We start from the raw sequence: 17,912 nt of genomic DNA, 5'->3' as shown, positions 1-17,912 counted from the left end.
ACTTTCTCTTTTTATTTATTTAAAAACTTCATTGCTTTGTATCATAAATAGAGTCAAATAATAAAATCATATTATGAAACAGACTAAAATAATGCATTACATACTTAAATTTTTATACGTAGCTGTAATTTCACTACTGTTTTCTTGTGGTGAAAACACATTGTTAGAAACAAATAAACCAACATTAAATGATTTTACTGTTGGAGAAAAATGGACTTGGAAATGGCAACGTTCCGTTGAAGGTGAAGTACTTGGAGAGGGAGTAGATGTTAAAGAAGTAGTAAACTATAAAGGCGATTTAGGCTTTCATTACGTCCACCTTAAAGACACTGTTAAAATAACTGAAATTGTAAACAGAAAGCAAAGTAAAAATCCTTTTCGTGATTGGCCATTGAAGCTAGGTAAAAAGTGGAAACACATAGAAAATTGGGAAAATGAATCAGGAGAGAAAGGAAGATATAATCGTGATGTTGAAGTTGTTTCATTTGAGAAAATAACTGTAAAGGCTGGTGAATTTTGGGCTTATAAAATAAAGTACGACGGAGTAATAGAAAATTTTGCAACTGGAGGAAAAGGGGAAATGGTTGATTTTTGGTGGTATTGTCCAGATTTAAAAGATTATTTAAAGCACACACAAGATAGTGGAAATGGTTTTTTGTATTCAAGCGAATTAATTAAGTATTCAAACCCTAATAAGAATTAAGGGCATTATACAATTTATAAGAATACATCAATCAATTAAAAAGGAACTATATTATGAAAACAATACCAATTTACATTATGGGATTTTTGATGTTAACGATAACATCTATTGGTTCTTGCCAAACAACAGAGTCATTTCAAAAACCAAGAACAGTTGAAAAAGAAGGAAAGCAATATTTGGTTCAGGATTCTGTATTAATAACCACAAGAGACGGAGCCAAAATAGCTACAATCATAGTTAGAGATAAAAATATAAAAACACCGCAAACGGCTATTTTATTTCATACCGTTTATACTCGAAAAACGGATATTAATAGAGCGATAAAAGCTGCTAATAATGGATATGTTGGGGTGGTTTCTTACACAAGAGGGAAGGGGTTGAGTCCAGATGAAATTATACCTTATGAACATGAATCTAACGATGTTTATGATGTTATTGATTGGATTAGTAAACAATCCTGGAATAATGGGGAAGTAGGCATGTATGGTGGCAGTTATGTAGGCTTTGTGCAATGGGCAGCAGCAAAAAAACTACATCCTGCCTTAAAAACAATTGTCCCCTCAGCAACTGCGGCTCCAGGGATTGCAGAGCCCATGGAAAACGGGGTTATCCCACATTTTTTTTACCCTTGGCCTCATTATGTATCCACAAACAAATATTTAAATAACGAATTGTACAATGATGGTAAAAGGTGGGGGAACTTATATCAGGAACAATATGAAAAAGGAACAGCGTATCGATCGATGGATAGTCTGGACGGTTTAGACAATCCCATTTTTAGAAAATGGCTAGATCATCCCACATATGATGCTTATTGGCAAAACATGATGCCATACAAGGAGGATTTTGCTCAAATAGATATTCCGGTATTAACAACAACGGGGTATTACGATGGTGGGCAGATTGGTGCTATGCATTATTTAAAAGAACATTATAAATATAATAAAAACGCAGAGAACTATCTAGTAATCGGTCCTTATACCCATTTTGGTTCACAGAGTATTCCAGACAAAGAAGTGGGGGGTTATGCTATTGATGAAGTCGCACAGATTAACATCACAAATTTAATTTTTGATTGGTTTGATTATATTTTTAAAGAAGCTCCAAAGCCTGAGTTGCTAAAGGATAAGATTAATTACCAGATTATGAGTGCTAATACTTGGGGACATGCGTCCTCTATTAATAATATGAGTAATCACACATTGAAATACTATTTCAATAATAAACCATCTGGAGTAGTTTTTAAGTCCACGTTCGACTCAGGTAATAATGGGAGCAATCAACATTTTTCGTTTACGGAGGGAAAACCAGAAGTTTTAGAGTATTTAGAGCAAGAAGTTGACTTTTCGGATAGGGCACCAGAAGCGCAGCACAATTATTTTACACCATTCACAATTAATGAAACACTTACTGTTGGAAACGGTTTTTCGTTTATTACACCTGCATTCGAAGAAGATGTAGAGCTTAATGGATCATTTTTTGGAGAATTGAAAATAGCCATCAATAAAAAAGATATGGATTGTTCTATGTTGTTATATGAACAGACACCCGAGGGAAAATATTTTAAATTAACATTGCGATATGTGGGGAGAGCAAGTCATGCTAAAAATATTGAAACAAGACACTTATTGAAACCTAATGAAATTACCTCTTTTCCGTTTACCAATGTTAGAATGACCAGTAAGAAATTGAGAAAAGGAAGTCGTTTGGTAATAGTGTTAAATGTTAATAAACATGCTTATGAGCAATTAAATTATGGTACAGGAAAAGATGTGAGCGATGAAACCATTGCTGATGCAAAAGAGCCATTAATTGTAAAATGGTATAACGATAGTTTCATTAAATTTCCAATAAAAAAATAAAGATTAACATTAATATTGATATTAAGACCCCTTTCAGTTTTCAGAAAGGGGTTTTTGTTGTTCGTCAGTTCGAGTAAAATTCTTGAGAAAGAATTTTATATCGAGAACTTTTTACAAATACTTCTCGATACAATTCTTCATGCTTCAGAACCACTCGAAGTGACTAAAATTATAGTATTTAGGGCTTACTACTTTAATTAGAATTTAATATATCTCTAATTATTTTTAAATGATGATTTGTATGTAGTTGCAAAAAGCGAATGGTTCTTTTTTTATGTAACACACCAAAAACAAAATGCTTAAAATGTGCATGTTTATCAGCAGATTTTAGCTTTTCAATATTTTGATAAGCTGTTTGAATTTGTACATTCAAATCTTCAATAGAAATAATTTCAGGAGGTCTAACAAACTTTGGGGCTTTTACCTTTCCTCTTGGAAAATAACCAATAGTGAACAATAATAGTCGCCATGTATTGAAGTTTCTTTTATAATCCTCTGGGTTAGATTTTAATAAAGTGTCGCAGACCAAATTAATAACTTTTAATGAATGGTCTATTTGCCAAGCCACATCAGATGTAGAAACCTTGGCATTTCTTTTGTCTTTAACAGCGACATAGCGTTCTAATTCTTGAATTAATGGAATAAGAGTTTTTGGTTGTCTTTTTAACATGCTCTAAGCTACTAAAAAATAAGATTGAATAAAGCAATATGATTAATGTCAGTTCTCGATACAATTCCTCATACTTCGGAATCACTTGAAGTGACATTTTACGATAGATTAAATAAAAAACCCCAAACATAAGTGTTTGGGGTTTTTTTAATACCTAAAAGCGAAGCGATCTATACTCTAGAAGTGCTAGCGGTCTTTTTTTAGTATCTATAATATTCAGGTTTATAAGACCCTTCAACTTTAAACCAATATAATCTGCTTGATCTTTTTTAAGTTCTGTTAACTCAACACCAATTTTAGCCAAGTGATATGAATTAAATTTAAGTCTAAAAAAATATAAAACCTCTTATTTGGACAGGTTTTTTTATCACAAAAAAATTTTAAGATTTATTATTTATTTTAAAAAAGTAAGTTGTTTCAAATTTTTCCCATTAGGATCCATAGAGTAAATATGATAATTTCCATCCTTATTTGATTCAAAAACAATCTTTTTCCCATCATTGGCCCATCTAGGGTTATTGTTTCTTCCATGATTTTTTGTAATCTGTACAATTTTCTGATTATTAATATTTATTTTATACAATTCTCTTAAACTTCTACCATCACGATTAGATACAAAAACAATGGTTTTGTTATCTGGAGCTATTGTAGGGTTATAGTTGGATCCTTTACCATCTGTAATTTTTTTTTGATTTGACCCATCGCTATTCATTATCCAAACGTCTGTAGTTTTTTCTATCTGACTATGAAATACAATTCTAGAGCCATCAGAAGACCAGGAAGCATAACCATTGTGAGCATTTCCTGTGGTTAGTTGTTTCTTTCTCTGAGTTTTTAAATCCATTACATAAATATGATCATGAGATTCATTTTCATTTGAAATGAAGAGTATTGATTTACCGTTAGGAGAAAAAACCACTGAATGCTCTTCAGCTTTACTTTTTGTCAGGTTTCTTTTCTTTTTAGTTTTCGTGTTTAACAAATAAATGTCTTTATTTTCTTCGTAGACGATTTTTTCCTTAAAACCAAATGGAGCTAATTCGGCTTCTGGGCTATTAGTAATTCTCATTTCATTTCTTCCATCAATATCTATTCTATAAATCTCAGAGTTGTTATCTCTTTTAGAGTTAAAATAAATATATCTGTCATTGCCTATAGATGGGCTCCCATTAAATGTTGAGGTTTTAGTAAGGTTTTTCAACTCTTTTGTTAATATGTTAAGGCTATAAATATCATTACCTCCATTAAGTGTTGATGTAAAAAAAATCTTTGAGTCATCATTTGAATAAATAGCAAACCAATCATCAACATAATTATTTGATAGATTTTTAATGTTATTTCCTTTTAAATCAATAGTGAATACATCTATGTCACCATCTAAATTAGCTCCAAATATTAACCTATCCCCTTTTGATGACCACTTCGGTCCAAGTTCACTAAAATCATTATTTGTAATTCGGTTTATTTTTTTGGTATCTATATCGTATGTATAAATCTCTTCCTTTTCATTGTCTCTATTAGAAACAAAAGCAATCTTTTTTCCGTCTGGACTCCATGAAGGGTAAATATCCCGAGAGGAAGAATGGGTAATTCTTGTTGCTTTTCCTTCTTTTAAGGAAAGTGTATAAATTTCAGGATTTCCGTCACGTTCTGAGTAAAAAGCAATTGATTTACCATCAGGTGACCATGATGGAGAAAAATCAGCTCCTGGGGAATTAGTTACATTACTAATTTGCCTTCCAGTCGTATCCATTATCATAATTTCTGAATTCTTAAAATCGTCAATCGGGCTTGATATATATGCTATTGCATTTCCTTTTGGAGACCATACAGGTTCAAAATCGTGAGATTTTTGATTAAAAGTTAAGCGAGTTTGTTTAGACCCATCCGATGCCATTTTGAAAATTTCTGCATTTCCATGACGATAGGAATAGAATGTAATAAATTTATCATTAGGGGAAATTGATGGTGCAAAATCTGAAGGTGCTTGCGCAAAAATTTTGCTGAAGTTTATTGAAGTAATTACTAATAATGCTAAGAAGTTTCTCATAATATATTCGTTTTTTAAATTGATTTTAGTTACCAAGTGGGAAAAGCATCAAAATTGGAATTATTTGTCAATTGAATTTCCTTTTTTGTATCTAAACTGATTTTGAACAATTCTTGATTTCCTTTCGCCGACCCCACAAATAAAATTTCTCTTCCTGAATCTGACCAAGAAGGAGCAGAGTATGAAATAACATTTTTGACAATGAGACTAATACTATTTCCGTTAGGAGACATCGTAATCATATCGTAGCTTTTATCTATTTTTCTGTTTACAGCTATTCTCTTGCCATCTTTTGAAAATGAGGGATTAGTATAACTTTCTCCATTAGGAGATATTTGTTTAATCTCTTTAGTTTGGAGATTCATTGAGTATAAAACTTTTTCTCTTATATAAGAATAGATAATTGATTTTCCATCTGGATGAGAAGTACTTGTAGCTCCCCAACTTGGTCGTTTCTTCTTTTTATAGTTTTGTGTTAAGTTTATTTCTTTTCCTCCAATAGCAGGAACCATTAGGATTTCCCAAGTACCATTTCTTCTACCGCTAAAAATGATGCTTTTCCCATCTGCGCTCCAATTTGAATACAATCCTTCTTCTTTTGTAAGTCTTCTTTTATTGCTTCCGTCGATATTCATCACCCAGATAGAATAATTATCATGCCCATCTGTATCACTATGGTATGCAATTTTTGTCCCATCAGGAGATAATTTAGGTCCATTGTGATGTGGATAATGCCCTCTACCATTATTTGAAGTTAGCTTTACTCTTGGGCCACTTCCATCTGCACTAATTCTAACAATATCTCTGCCTCTCGAATTTAAATTAGATGAGAAATAAATGTACTTGTTTTTTTGTAGATGTAAATTATTTTTTACTGACAGGGGGTTAGAAAGTATCAATAAAAAGAAAAAAGAAACTAGTGTCTTCATTATTTATAGTTTGAATTTGCTCAAAACTATTTTAGGACTTGTTAAATAGACGTTAAAATGAAGATCTTTTAGGTAACAATAACCTATTCTGTTACTTATTTATTGATTTATATTCAGAAGGTGTCATGTTTAAATACTTTTTGAAAGCTCTATTAAACGACATTTTATTAGAAAAGCCAACTTCATGTGCTATTGCTTCTATAGTGTATTGTTCCATTTTAGGGTCAATGATTAATTCTTTTGCATCTGCTATTCTATAGCTATTAATAAAATCAGAGAAGTTTTGCTGCTCAAATTCATTGATGATTTTGGAAAATACTTTGGAAGACATATTCATTTGTCTAGCTATTTTATCTAATGAAATATCCTCATTTAAATAAGGCTTATTTTTTAACATTAATTCTTTAATCTGAGCATGCATGTCAATCATTTTAGAATTTAATCTAAGGTTTCTCTTTTGCTTTCTTGGTTTTAAAAGATTATTAATAACTGCATAACTAATGTAGCTAGCAAGAATGAAAAATAAAATTGAAAGTACTTGCCAATACATCTCATTCGGAAATGGTTGTAAAGAATAAAAGAGCCAATTTCCAAATAAATAAAAGCACACTACAGAAGTAAATCCAATAATATAAACTGTATGATTTCTATGAAATCTTGTTTGTGGTGTTTTTATATCCTTCAGGAGAATTGTAATTGAAATAAAAAGATAAATAACTGGATGTAATTGAAACAATAATGAAACAATGTCAATATTTGGATATAGATATTCATCAGACAATTTAAATTCATAAAACCTATCTATAATCTTTCTCTTTTCAGATGCAGATTGTAAAAAATTAGGAAATCTCCATAGCTTATCTAAAACAAAAGGAAGTATATGAAGAAAATAAACAGTCCTCCACTTAAACTTTACTTCTTTAATAGCAATAGTTTGAAAATACATTGCTGGACCAAGCAAAAGCAGAAAGAATGGTCCAATATAAAGTAAATGAGGAACAGAAGATAAAAAATGGGTTTTTATAAAAACAGGTTCCACTATATTTAAAGAGAAAATAAAAAGAACTAAGATTAAAAATATGGCACTACTATCTTTATTAGGTTTACTAATTAAGTATAACATACTTAGAAATAGCTGTCCCATACTCATAAATAATAAGATAGAATAAAAATCTAATCTTTGAATAATCTCCATATTTAACATTTTCCTGTAGGCTTCGCTATTTCTATACCCAATACCTAACCTAAAACCATAAAAAACTATAATACATTAATCTTTTTTCAGAAAGAGTTATAGATTGATTTAGAGATTAAAAATAAAAAAACCTCTCGACATTGGGAGGTTTTTTTATATAATAGATTTTGTCTTCACAAGAATGAAAATACTTTAGTATCTATAATACTCAGGTTTATAAGGCCCTTCAACTTTAACACCAATATAATCTGCTTGATCTTTTTTAAGCTCTGTTAATTCAACGCCTATTTTTTCTAAATGAAGCTTGGCTACTTTTTCATCAAGATGCTTTGGTAACATATATACTTTGTTTTCGTAGGCATCTTTATTATTCCAAAGTTCTATTTGAGCCAAAGTTTGATTTGTAAATGAGTTACTCATTACAAAACTTGGGTGACCTGTTGCACAACCTAAATTTACTAGACGACCTTGCGCTAAAACAATCACGTCTTTTCCATTTACATCGTATTTATCAACTTGAGGTTTAATAACATCTTTTGTATGACCGTGGTTTTTGTTTAACCAAGCCATGTCAATTTCGTTATCAAAATGACCAATGTTACATACAATGGTTTTGTCTTTCATAGCTTCAAAGTGTTCGCCACGAACAATGTCTTTATTTCCAGTGGTTGTAATAACGATATCTGCATTACCAACTACGGTCTCAAGTTTCTTCACTTCAAAACCATCCATAGCAGCTTGTAGCGCACAAATTGGGTCAATTTCAGTAACAGTTACAATACTTCCAGCACCTTTAAATGAGGCAGCAGTACCTTTACCAACATCACCATAACCACAAACAACCACGCGTTTTCCAGCTAGCATAATATCTGTAGCACGTCTAATTGCATCAACAGCACTTTCACGACAACCGTATTTGTTATCGAATTTAGATTTAGTAACACTATCGTTTACGTTTATTGCAGGCATTGGCAACGTTCCGTTTTCCATACGCTCATATAATCTATGAACTCCTGTAGTGGTTTCTTCACTTAAACCATTAATGCCATCAACCAATTCAGGATATTTATCTAAGACCATATTGGTTAAATCGCCTCCATCATCAAGAATCATGTTTAATGGTTTGCGATCTTCACCAAAAAATAAGGTTTGCTCAATACACCAATCAAATTCTTCTTCTGTCATGTCTTTCCATGCATAAACAGCAGTTCCAGCATCAGCAATTGCAGCGGCAGCTTGATCTTGTGTTGAGAAAATATTACAAGAACTCCAAGTCACTTCAGCACCTAAAGCTTGTAATGTTTCAATTAACACAGCCGTTTGAATCGTCATATGCAAACAACCTGCAATACGAGCGCCTTTTAAGGGTTGAGAATCTTTGTACTCTTCACGAAGGCTCATTAATCCAGGCATTTCAGCTTCAGCCAATTCAATTTCTTTTCTTCCCCAAGCCGCAAGCGACATATCTTTAACTTTGTTAGCTACGTAAGGAATTGTTTTTGTGTTCATATAAGTATATTTTTTCTATGTGTTTTTAAAAGCGACAACTTTGGTTTTAGAATTTAAAAATAGTTAAATTCGCTATGTTAAAAATGCCAAGTACACTTTAGCGTTGCAAAGATAACTATTAACTTTCAGAAAAGTAAATGCCACTTTATAAAACCTTTACTCCAAATTCACAAACTACTGTTAAAATCTGGAAGATTACCGAATCTTATGACGAATTACTGAAGCCGTTGGATTTGAAACCTAATAGTATGGAGCGTGTATTAGGAATGAAAAGCGAATGGCATCAAAGAGGATTTTTAAGTGTACGACATATTCTCCGGGATTTAGGTTACACAGACCAAGATTTATTTTATGATGATTATGGGAAGCCTCACTTAAAAGATGGTAAGTGTATTTCAATTACACATTCTTTTTTATTTGTTGGTGTTATTATTAGTGATGCAGAGGTTGGGATTGATATAGAAATGCAGCGCGATAAAATTGCTCGAATTGCACCAAAGTTTATTGATTATGAGTTCAATTATTTAAAAAAAGATTCAGAAAACTATATTAATGAATTAACCATTATTTGGTGTGTTAAAGAGTCGTTATACAAGTTGTTTGCAACGCCTGGAATGGTTTTTAAAGATCATTTTTTAGTCATTCCATTTATGATAAAAGATAGTGAAACAGTGGCTTGGATAGATTTTAAAAACAAAAAGTATCGTTATAACACTAAGTTTTTAGAGTTTGAAGGGTTTACTTGTGCTTATGTTATTAGCTAAATGAAAAGCATCTACCAAAATATACTTGACTCGATTTCTGAGAAGAAAAAATTATTAGCAGTTTTAATAGATCCTGATAAAATAAAACTTAATGATATATCTAGTTTTATTGAAAAAGTAAACAAATCTAAAGTAACTCATGTTTTTGTTGGTGGTAGTTCAGTAATTGAGAGTGCTACTGAAAAATTAGTAACAGAAATAAGACGTTTTACAAGCTTACCTATTGTTTTATTTCCAGGAGACGTCAACCAGCTTACTGATAGAGCAGATGGTTTATTGTTTTTGTCATTGATTTCAGGTAGAAACCCAGACTATTTGATAGGAAAACATATAGAATCAGTTTCAAAATTACGTAAAACTCATCTTGAGATTATTCCAACAGGATATTTGTTGATTGAAAATGGTAAAGAAACCTCAGTACAAAGAATTACAGAGACTATTCCAATGTCAAGACATAATATTCAAGCTATCTCGGATACAGCTAAAGCTGGAGAATTACTAGGAATGAAACTCATCTATTTAGAAGCAGGAAGTGGTGCGTTGCATCCCGTTAGTACAGAGATAATTTCAACTGTAAAACAAGATCTAAATATTCCATTAATTATTGGTGGTGGCATACGAAGCAAAGCACAACTAGATAAAGCTTTCAAATCAGGAGCAGACATCGTGGTTATTGGAACTGCTTTCGAAGAAGATGTATCTTTTTTTAATGAATTAGTATGAACGAGATAGTTAATTTTTTTATCGAACCTTATAAAACTGCTACAACACTAAATATTAGTTTAGAAATACTAGCAGTTGTTTTTGGAGTGGCCAGTGTTTGGTTTGCAAAAAAGGAAAGCATTTGGGTGTATCCAACAGGTATTATTAGCACAGCTATTTATGTGTATATATGCTATCAGTTTACACTTTATGGTGATTTGATTATAAATATTTACTACACATTAATGAGTATTTATGGTTGGTATATGTGGACTAAACTCATACAAGGAGAACATATTGAAATCACGAAATCTTCAGAAAAAGATATACTAAAAGCTGTTGGTATTTTTATAAGCACAGCAATATTTGTGATATGTGTTTACTTGTATTTTAATAGATTTGATAGAATTACCGATTATTTTGACACATTTACAACAGGTATTTTCTTTGCTGCCATGTGGATGATGGCAAACAAAAAAATTGAACATTGGCTATTATGGATTGGAGGTAACATTATTTCAATTCCGTTATACTTTATAAAAGGATTGGGTTTCTCAGGAATTCAATTCACCATATTTTTAATACTAGCTGTTTTAGGATATATTGAATGGAAAAACAACTTAAACAAGAACCTGCAAGCTGCGTCAAAGTAGTGCTGTTTGGTCCCGAATCGACAGGAAAAACAACCTTATCTAGGCATTTAGCTAGATATTATAATTCTGTTTGGGTACCAGAATATGCCAGAGAATATTTGCAAAATGTTTGGAATAACGAGCGAAGAACATGTGAGCCTAAAGATTTAGTTCCTATTGCTATTGGGCAAATGGCTTTAGAAAACGAGCTTGCTAAAAAAACAGATTCTGTTTTAATTTGCGATACCGATTTGCTAGAAACCAAAGTGTATTCTGAAGCTTATTATTCTGGAACTTGTGATCCTATTTTGGATAAGTATGCTATTGAAAACACCTATGACTTGTATTTTTTAACTTATATAGATGTACCATGGGAAGCAGATGACTTACGTGACAAGCCCAATGAGAGAGAGCGTATGTTTAAGGCCTTTGAAGATGCATTAAAAAAGTATAACAGACCCTATGTATTGCTTAAAGGCAATAAAAAAGAACGACTGGAAGAAGCAGTTAAGCATATTGATAAATTAATTAAAGAGCACCATTGAATTTTACTAAAGAAGACATTAAGCAAATAGAAAAAAAAGGATTAACAGTAGATAAAGTATTATCTCAATTAGAACTTTTTAAAAAAGGAATTCCTTTTGTTAACCTTAAAAGTGCTGCAACAGTTGGAGATGGTATTTGGTCTTTTAACGAAGAAGATATTAATGAACTAATAACACTTTACAATTCTAAAAAAGACAATGTTTCAATTGTAAAATTTGTTCCAGCTTCTGGAGCTGCAACAAGAATGTTTAAAGCATTGTTCCAGTTTTTAGAAGGATACAATCCTAAAAATAAGCCTCTTGAGGCTTATTTAAAAAACTCAAATAATAAGGAATTAGCTATTTTTTTTGAAGGATTAAATAAACTTCCTTTTTTTAATGAGGTCATATTAAAATTAAATGACACGCACTCAAATTATAATACTCTCTCCAGCGATGAACAGCAATGGTTATTTGTAAAAACCATGTTGGATAAAAACCTTTTAAATTTTTCTTCGTCACCAAAAGGACTACTGCCATTTCATCAATATAAAAACTATGTTTTAACAGCCTTTGAAGAACATTTATTTGAAGCTGCTAAATATGCATCCTCTAAAAACGAAGCCGATTTACATTTTACAGTTTCTAAAACGCATCAACAAAAATTCTCTAAAAAAATAAATACAGTTAAAGATGTAATTGAACACTCTACTTTAACAAAGTTCAATATTTCGTTTTCATATCAAAAGCAAGCAACCGACACCATTGCTGTAACATTATCAAATGAGCCTTTAAGAGATAAAAATAAGAAGTTGGTATTTAGACCTTCAGGGCATGGTGCGCTTATTGAAAACTTAAACAATATAGATGCCGATGTTATTTTTATAAAAAATATAGATAACGTAGTTGTTAGCAACTATGTAGATGAGGTTGCTAAATACAAAAAAATGCTTGGAGGAATTCTTTTAAAAATTCAAGAGAATATTTTTAATTATCAACATATTCTAGACACTAAGGTAAGTAATGAGCAGCTTATAGAGATTACTAATTTTTTAACTCAGAAACTTAATATTGTATTAAATTATAATTTCAATAATCTAAACTTTCAAGAGAAGAAAACGTATTTAAAAAGTCAGCTTAATAAACCCATTCGTGTTTGTGGAATGGTGAAAAACCAAGGCGAACCAGGAGGAGGTCCATTTTGGGTGAAAGATGCTTCGGCAACTGTTTCTTTGCAAATTGTAGAGTCTGCACAAATAGATAAAAACGACCCTCAACAGATTGAGATTCTTAAAAATGCGACTCATTTTAATCCTGTAGATTTAGTGTGTGGGGTTAAAAATTATAAAGGAGAAAAGTATGATTTAACAAAATTTATTGACAAAAATACAGCCTTTATTACCACAAAAACAAAATCTGGAAAAGACTTAAAAGCATTAGAGCTTCCAGGTTTATGGAATGGTAGTATGGCCTATTGGAATACCATTTTTGTTGAAGTTCCGCTAATTACATTTAACCCTATAAAAACGGTTAACGACCTTTTAAAAGAAACACATCAAGTTAAAATAAATTGAATCAAGAGCAGCTCATAACCGAACTTAAATTTAAAGCAGTACGTAGCTCTGGCAGTGGAGGACAAAACGTAAATAAGGTTGCTACAAAAGTTGAACTATACTACGATTTAGAAAACTCAAAAAATATAACTAATCAAGAGAAAGAAAGATTAAAAGAGTTTTTAAGCAATCGATTAAATAATGACAATGTACTAATCTTGCAATGTTCAGAAACTCGAAGCCAGCTTAAAAACAAGCAAATAGTTATTGCAAAGTTTTTAGATTTAATAGCAAAAGGACTAAAAGAGCAAAAAAAACGTGTTCCAACTAAAACGCCTAAGGCAGTTAAAAACAAAAGATTAGCAAAAAAACGTCAAAAAGCCGAAAAGAAAGCGAACAGAAAAAAACCAGATTTAGATTAAGTTTTCAGTTTTAGTCGCAGTTCAGAGAGAAATAAGTTTAATAACAGAATTAATTTTTTATAGAACTAAAAAAATAGCAATTCATAATTTGTAATTCCTAATACATATTTATATTTGTAGCGTTCTCATAAAGGGGTGCTTTTCAGTTAGCAGTCATCAGTAAGCAGTTATCAGTATTCTTAAAAACTTTTAATTGTCAACTTTTAACTTTTAACTCCGAGAGGCTGAGATCATACCCATTGAACCTAGAACAGGTAATGCTGTTTAGGAAGGCGATAATCGCCAATGTATAATTTTTTGATTCTGTCACCTTGAGCGCAGTCGAAAGGTCTTTTTCAAAATCAATTTTAACAACAAAAGAATAATTACCTCTTTTTATTCGATTATAATTTTATTTAATCGATATGAAAAATTTATTTCTTTTTTTAACACTACTCGTGTTGTCAGTCAGTGTAACAGCACAAGAAAATCAAAAAGCACAAGACACGACCAAAATCGAAAAACTGGATGAGATTTTAGTTAAGGCTGTACGTGTTCAACCTACATCACCTATAACGCATTCCAATGTCAAGAAAGAAGACCTAGAAAAACGAAATCTAGGACAAGACATTCCAGCACTATTAAATTATTTACCTTCGGTAATAACATCCTCTGATGCTGGAGCTGGAATTGGATATTCTTATCTTCGTGTTCGTGGTTCGGATGCTACACGTATTAATGTTACCATTAACGGAATTTCTTATAACGATAGCGAAAGCCAAGGAACATTTTGGGTAAATCTAGGCGATTTTGCCTCATCTACACAAAACCTGCAATTACAGCGTGGTGTTGGGACTTCAACCAATGGATCTGGGGCGTTTGGAGCAAGTTTAAATATTTTAACTGATGCTATCTCTAATGAAGCAGGAGGTGAAGTTTCAAACTCATTCGGATCGTTTGGTACTAGAAAACATACGGTAAAATTCACTACAGGAAAAATCAATGACCATTTCGAATTTGCTGGAAGATTGTCTAACATCTATTCTGATGGTTATGTTGACAGAGCATTTGCCGATTTAAAATCGTATTTCTTGCAAGGAAGTTATGTTGATGAAAATACGTTAATAAAAGCATTGGTCTTTGGAGGAGAAGAGCACACCTATCAAGCATGGTATGGTTTGTCGGCTGAGGAGCTAGAGGAAGACAGACGTCAAAACCCTTATACATACGATAATGAAACCGATAATTACTGGCAAAACCATTATCAATTACATTGGAACGAGCAATTAAATAGTCAATGGTCAACAAACCTTGGACTTAACTACACAAGAGGTGAAGGCTATTTTGAGCAGTTTAAAGATGATAGGGATGCCGAAGATTACAATAATTTAATTAATGATGGTAGTGATGTCATTGTACGCAGGTGGTTAGATAATCATTTTTACGTAGCAAATGGTTCTGTAACTTACATAGAGAATAGCATTGAAATTATTTCAGGCGCATCAGTTAGTACTTATACTAACGACCATTATGGTGAAGTAATTTGGGCTAGTAATTTAGCACCTAATACTAATATAAATGATAGATACTACTTTAGCACATCCGATAAAACCGATTGGAGCATCTTTTCAAAAGCTAGTTTTAAAGTATCAAATAATGTAAAGGCATTTGTAGATGTACAAGGACGATTTGTAAACTATAAAACTGTTGGATTAACATCTAATAGAATACCCATTAATGTAGATGAAAATTATAGTTTTTTCAATCCAAAACTTGGGTTAACTTATAAAATAAACAATAATAATAGTTTATATGCATCGTACGCAAGAGCCAATAAAGAACCAAACAGAAACGATTTTGAAAGTAACGCTGCTCGAGTAAAACATGAAAGCCTCAACGATTTTGAATTAGGATGGCGATTTGCTAACGAAAAACTAAGTGTCAATACAAACTTGTATTACATGAACTATAAAAACCAGTTGGTACTTACAGGGGCTTTGGATAATTCAGGTGAATATTTAAGAGAAAATATAGATAAGAGTTATCGACTAGGTTTAGAGATTGATGCAAATTTTGATGTTTCAAATAAATGGACACTTAATTCTAATGTTGCCATAAGTGAGAATAAAATAAATGAGCTAATAATTGATAGAGATGGAGGTTTAACCAACTTTGGAAAAACAAACATTGCTTTTTCACCTAGCTTAATTTCTGGAAATTCTATTACATATAAACCAATTAAGAATATACAACTAGCTTTATTAGGTAAGTATGTGAGCTCTCAATATTTAAGTAATACCGATACTGAGGCATCAAAAATTGATGGTTATTTTGTGAGTGATTTTAATGCGATGTATGAGCTAAAAATGAATAGTGTTTTTAAATCAATAGTTTTTAAAGGATTAATAAATAATCTTTTTAATAACGAGTATGTTGATAGAGGCTATACGTACTTAAATACATGGAGTGGATTAACAGCTATTGAAGAACAAGGTTATTATCCGCAAGCAACCATTAACTTTTTAGTTGGCATGACATTGAAATTTTAATTTCCTGCCTTAAGCCTAATCAAGAAAGCGACTTTTAGAGGTCGCTTTTTTGTCAATTACTTATAATTAGGTCATTACCACTTTGTTCAACACGATAAGCTTTTAATCCGCAGTTTAAGTCTGGGTCACTTAATGGTTGTCCAGTAATTAGGCTATAAACATTAGCATCAGTACAGCCACAAGTGCCTTCTAATCCGTTTATTTCTAATCGCGAACAAGTATTTGGTGTATGATTAGGGTCGCTAGCGTCCCAAGCCAAATAACCAGTTCCAGAATTGGTGACAATAACACCACCATTTCCAACATTTGGAACATATACCGAATTACTTACAAACTGTAAATTACTATAAGGAAAAACATTTAAATTAATACTTGTATTAACACCAACATTTAATAAAAATCTACAGTTTCTATTGTTAACATCGCTCTTACTACACGAAGAGAATAGAAAAATTAAAACAAGGCTATATAAGGGCTTTTTCATAGTGAGAATAAATCATTTGCAATTTACAATAAAAACGTAATTAATGTAATATTTTGTATATTTGTGTTACAATCTCGTGTGAGCGAGATTTTTTTATTCCGAATGCTTGCACTGAGCTACATCGAAGTGAGTTTCGGAATCTTTTTATTAAATAAACTATGAAGTTATGAGCAACGTATCGTATTACACTGCAGAGGGATTAAAGAAACTAAGAGACGAGTTAAGGCAATTAAAAGATATTGAGCGTCCAAAAGCATCTAATGCCATTGCTGAAGCTAGAGATAAAGGAGATTTGAGCGAAAATGCTGAGTATGATGCAGCAAAGGAAGCACAAGGAATGCTTGAAATGAAAATTGCTAAACTAGAAGAAGCTTTAGCAGGTGCAAGATTAATTGATGAATCCCAATTAGATTTATCAAAAGTGTTGGCATTATCTGTTGTTAAAATTAAAAACCAAGCCAATGGTATGGAAATGACTTATACCTTAGTAGCTGATGGAGAAGCAGATTTAGCCTCAGGTAAAATATCTATAAATTCTCCTATTGGAAAAGGGTTACTTGGTAAATCTGTAGGTGATGTTGCAGCTATTCAAGTTCCTAATGGCATCATTAATTTTGAAATTTTAGAAATATCAAGGTCCTAATGGCAAGCATTTTTACAAAAATAGTTAATGGAGAAATTCCTTGTTATAAGGTTGCTGAAACCGAAGATTTTTTAGCCTTTCTAGATGTAAACCCAAATGCTAAAGGTCATACATTATGTATTCCAAAAAAAGAAATAGATAAAATTTTCGATCTCGATGAGGTGACCTATAACGGACTTATGAGTTTTTCTAGAAAAGTAGCCATTGCTATTGAAAAAACGATTGATTGTAAGCGTGTTGGCATGTCGGTTATTGGGTTGGAAGTACCTCATGTACATGTGCATTTAATTCCTTTAAATTCAATGGAGGATGTACGTTTTACAAGTAAAGTTTCCTTGTCTAAAAAGGAGTTTGAAGCAACTGCAAAGGCTATACATAGTAATCTTTAAATTTTAATAATACCAACTGTAAATAAAATTGCAAGTAATATTAAAACATCTAGAGTAATTATAAGCATCCAAGCTAAACGTTTTAATTTAAACGATTTTGGATTTGGTGTAAATGCTTTTTTCTTATAATCAACAACACGTTCAATATCGTCTGTCCAACGTACTGGAAAAATTTCAGTATTGCATACCTTACAGCTTAATGTATAAGCAATATCATCGGTTATTGCTTTATAAAAGAGTGCTTCGCTATATTTTTGTTTAAAAGATAATTGTAGCCCTTCAGTTGAAAAGCACTCAGGGCAATGGTTGTTAAGTGACTCAGTTTTTATATGAACATAATTGTGTTTCATTAT

At 31.7% G+C, this 17,912-nt stretch carries 18 protein-coding genes and 1 pseudogene; 11 read left to right on the top strand and 8 right to left on the bottom strand.

What is annotated here, in order from left to right; all coding sequences use genetic code 11:
* The first annotated feature begins 73 nt into the window (after positions 1–73).
* Entirely contained in the window at positions 74–703 is a 630-nt protein-coding gene (locus E5167_RS01795) for a hypothetical protein (RefSeq protein ID WP_136840428.1), read from the top strand.
* 53 nt (positions 704–756) lie between these two features.
* Complete coding sequence (locus E5167_RS01790; protein ID WP_136840426.1) at positions 757–2,565, top strand: CocE/NonD family hydrolase; 1,809 nt, start codon at positions 757–759, stop codon at positions 2,563–2,565.
* A gap of 193 nt (positions 2,566–2,758) precedes the next feature.
* Here E5167_RS01790 and E5167_RS01785 read toward each other — a convergent pair whose 3' ends face one another.
* The 6 genes and pseudogenes from E5167_RS01785 to ahcY form a co-directional block, all read right to left on the bottom strand.
* A complete protein-coding gene (locus E5167_RS01785) occupies positions 2,759–3,235 on the bottom strand; it encodes a DUF1569 domain-containing protein (RefSeq protein WP_136840424.1) in 477 nt (158 codons plus the stop codon).
* 200 nt (positions 3,236–3,435) lie between these two features.
* Positions 3,436–3,542 (bottom strand): annotated as a pseudogene (locus E5167_RS15590) (adenosylhomocysteinase); the annotation flags it as partial.
* An 87-nt stretch (positions 3,543–3,629) separates the two neighbouring features.
* Complete coding sequence (locus E5167_RS01775) at positions 3,630–5,285, bottom strand: DPP IV N-terminal domain-containing protein (RefSeq protein WP_136840422.1); 1,656 nt, start codon at positions 5,283–5,285, stop codon at positions 3,630–3,632.
* 29 nt (positions 5,286–5,314) lie between these two features.
* Positions 5,315–6,214 (bottom strand): TolB family protein, encoded by a 900-nt coding sequence (locus E5167_RS01770; RefSeq protein WP_136840420.1) that lies wholly within the window; start codon positions 6,212–6,214, stop codon positions 5,315–5,317.
* 91 nt (positions 6,215–6,305) lie between these two features.
* The gene (locus E5167_RS01765) at positions 6,306–7,409 is read right to left on the bottom strand and encodes a helix-turn-helix domain-containing protein (RefSeq protein ID WP_169301355.1); all 1,104 of its coding nucleotides are present in this window, start codon (positions 7,407–7,409) and stop codon (positions 6,306–6,308) included.
* A 192-nt stretch (positions 7,410–7,601) separates the two neighbouring features.
* Positions 7,602–8,918 (bottom strand): adenosylhomocysteinase, encoded by a 1,317-nt coding sequence (gene ahcY / locus E5167_RS01760; RefSeq protein ID WP_136840416.1) that lies wholly within the window; start codon positions 8,916–8,918, stop codon positions 7,602–7,604.
* A 137-nt stretch (positions 8,919–9,055) separates the two neighbouring features.
* Between ahcY and E5167_RS01755 the strand changes: the two genes are divergently transcribed.
* The 7 genes from E5167_RS01755 (at position 9,056) to E5167_RS01725 (ending at position 16,043) form a co-directional block, all read left to right on the top strand.
* Positions 9,056–9,682, top strand: a complete 627-nt coding sequence (locus E5167_RS01755) for a 4'-phosphopantetheinyl transferase family protein (protein ID WP_136840414.1) — start codon at positions 9,056–9,058, stop codon at positions 9,680–9,682.
* Positions 9,683–10,405, top strand: coding sequence for a geranylgeranylglyceryl/heptaprenylglyceryl phosphate synthase (locus E5167_RS01750; protein ID WP_136840412.1), 723 nt, complete (start codon positions 9,683–9,685; stop codon positions 10,403–10,405).
* Positions 10,402–11,037, top strand: a complete 636-nt coding sequence (gene pnuC / locus E5167_RS01745; protein ID WP_136840409.1) for a nicotinamide riboside transporter PnuC — start codon at positions 10,402–10,404, stop codon at positions 11,035–11,037. The genes E5167_RS01750 and pnuC overlap by 4 nt, the downstream gene beginning before the upstream one ends.
* Positions 10,992–11,561, top strand: coding sequence for an AAA family ATPase (locus E5167_RS01740; RefSeq protein WP_136840407.1), 570 nt, complete (start codon positions 10,992–10,994; stop codon positions 11,559–11,561). Before pnuC ends, E5167_RS01740 begins: the two co-directional genes overlap by 46 nt.
* Positions 11,558–13,114 (top strand): DUF4301 family protein, encoded by a 1,557-nt coding sequence (locus tag E5167_RS01735; protein WP_136840405.1) that lies wholly within the window; start codon positions 11,558–11,560, stop codon positions 13,112–13,114. Before E5167_RS01740 ends, E5167_RS01735 begins: the two co-directional genes overlap by 4 nt.
* Positions 13,111–13,515: an alternative ribosome rescue aminoacyl-tRNA hydrolase ArfB gene (gene arfB / locus E5167_RS01730; RefSeq protein ID WP_136840403.1), complete on the top strand. Its 405-nt coding sequence runs from the start codon at positions 13,111–13,113 to the stop codon at positions 13,513–13,515. Before E5167_RS01735 ends, arfB begins: the two co-directional genes overlap by 4 nt.
* Positions 13,516–13,919: 404 nt before the next feature.
* Positions 13,920–16,043 (top strand): TonB-dependent receptor, encoded by a 2,124-nt coding sequence (locus E5167_RS01725; RefSeq protein ID WP_136840401.1) that lies wholly within the window; start codon positions 13,920–13,922, stop codon positions 16,041–16,043.
* A 52-nt stretch (positions 16,044–16,095) separates the two neighbouring features.
* Here the strand turns inward: E5167_RS01725 and E5167_RS01720 are convergent, their stop codons facing one another.
* Positions 16,096–16,527: a Rieske (2Fe-2S) protein gene (locus E5167_RS01720; protein ID WP_136840399.1), complete on the bottom strand. Its 432-nt coding sequence runs from the start codon at positions 16,525–16,527 to the stop codon at positions 16,096–16,098.
* A gap of 166 nt (positions 16,528–16,693) precedes the next feature.
* Here E5167_RS01720 and greA point away from each other — a divergent pair, with 166 nt between their 5' ends.
* Together greA and E5167_RS01710 are read left to right on the top strand one after the other, a co-directional pair.
* Positions 16,694–17,170, top strand: coding sequence for a transcription elongation factor GreA (gene greA / locus E5167_RS01715; RefSeq protein WP_136840397.1), 477 nt, complete (start codon positions 16,694–16,696; stop codon positions 17,168–17,170).
* Complete coding sequence (locus E5167_RS01710) at positions 17,170–17,559, top strand: HIT family protein (RefSeq protein WP_136840395.1); 390 nt, start codon at positions 17,170–17,172, stop codon at positions 17,557–17,559. The genes greA and E5167_RS01710 overlap by 1 nt, the downstream gene beginning before the upstream one ends.
* Here the strand turns inward: E5167_RS01710 and E5167_RS01705 are convergent.
* The gene (locus E5167_RS01705; RefSeq protein ID WP_136840393.1) at positions 17,556–17,909 is read right to left on the bottom strand and encodes a hypothetical protein; all 354 of its coding nucleotides are present in this window, start codon (positions 17,907–17,909) and stop codon (positions 17,556–17,558) included. The genes E5167_RS01710 and E5167_RS01705 overlap by 4 nt on opposite strands.
* Positions 17,910–17,912: the final 3 nt, after the last annotated feature.

The organism is Pontimicrobium aquaticum (assembly GCF_005047595.1).
GTDB classification, from domain to species: domain Bacteria; phylum Bacteroidota; class Bacteroidia; order Flavobacteriales; family Flavobacteriaceae; genus Pontimicrobium; species Pontimicrobium aquaticum.
This window is presented reverse-complemented; position numbering and strand designations above follow the sequence as displayed.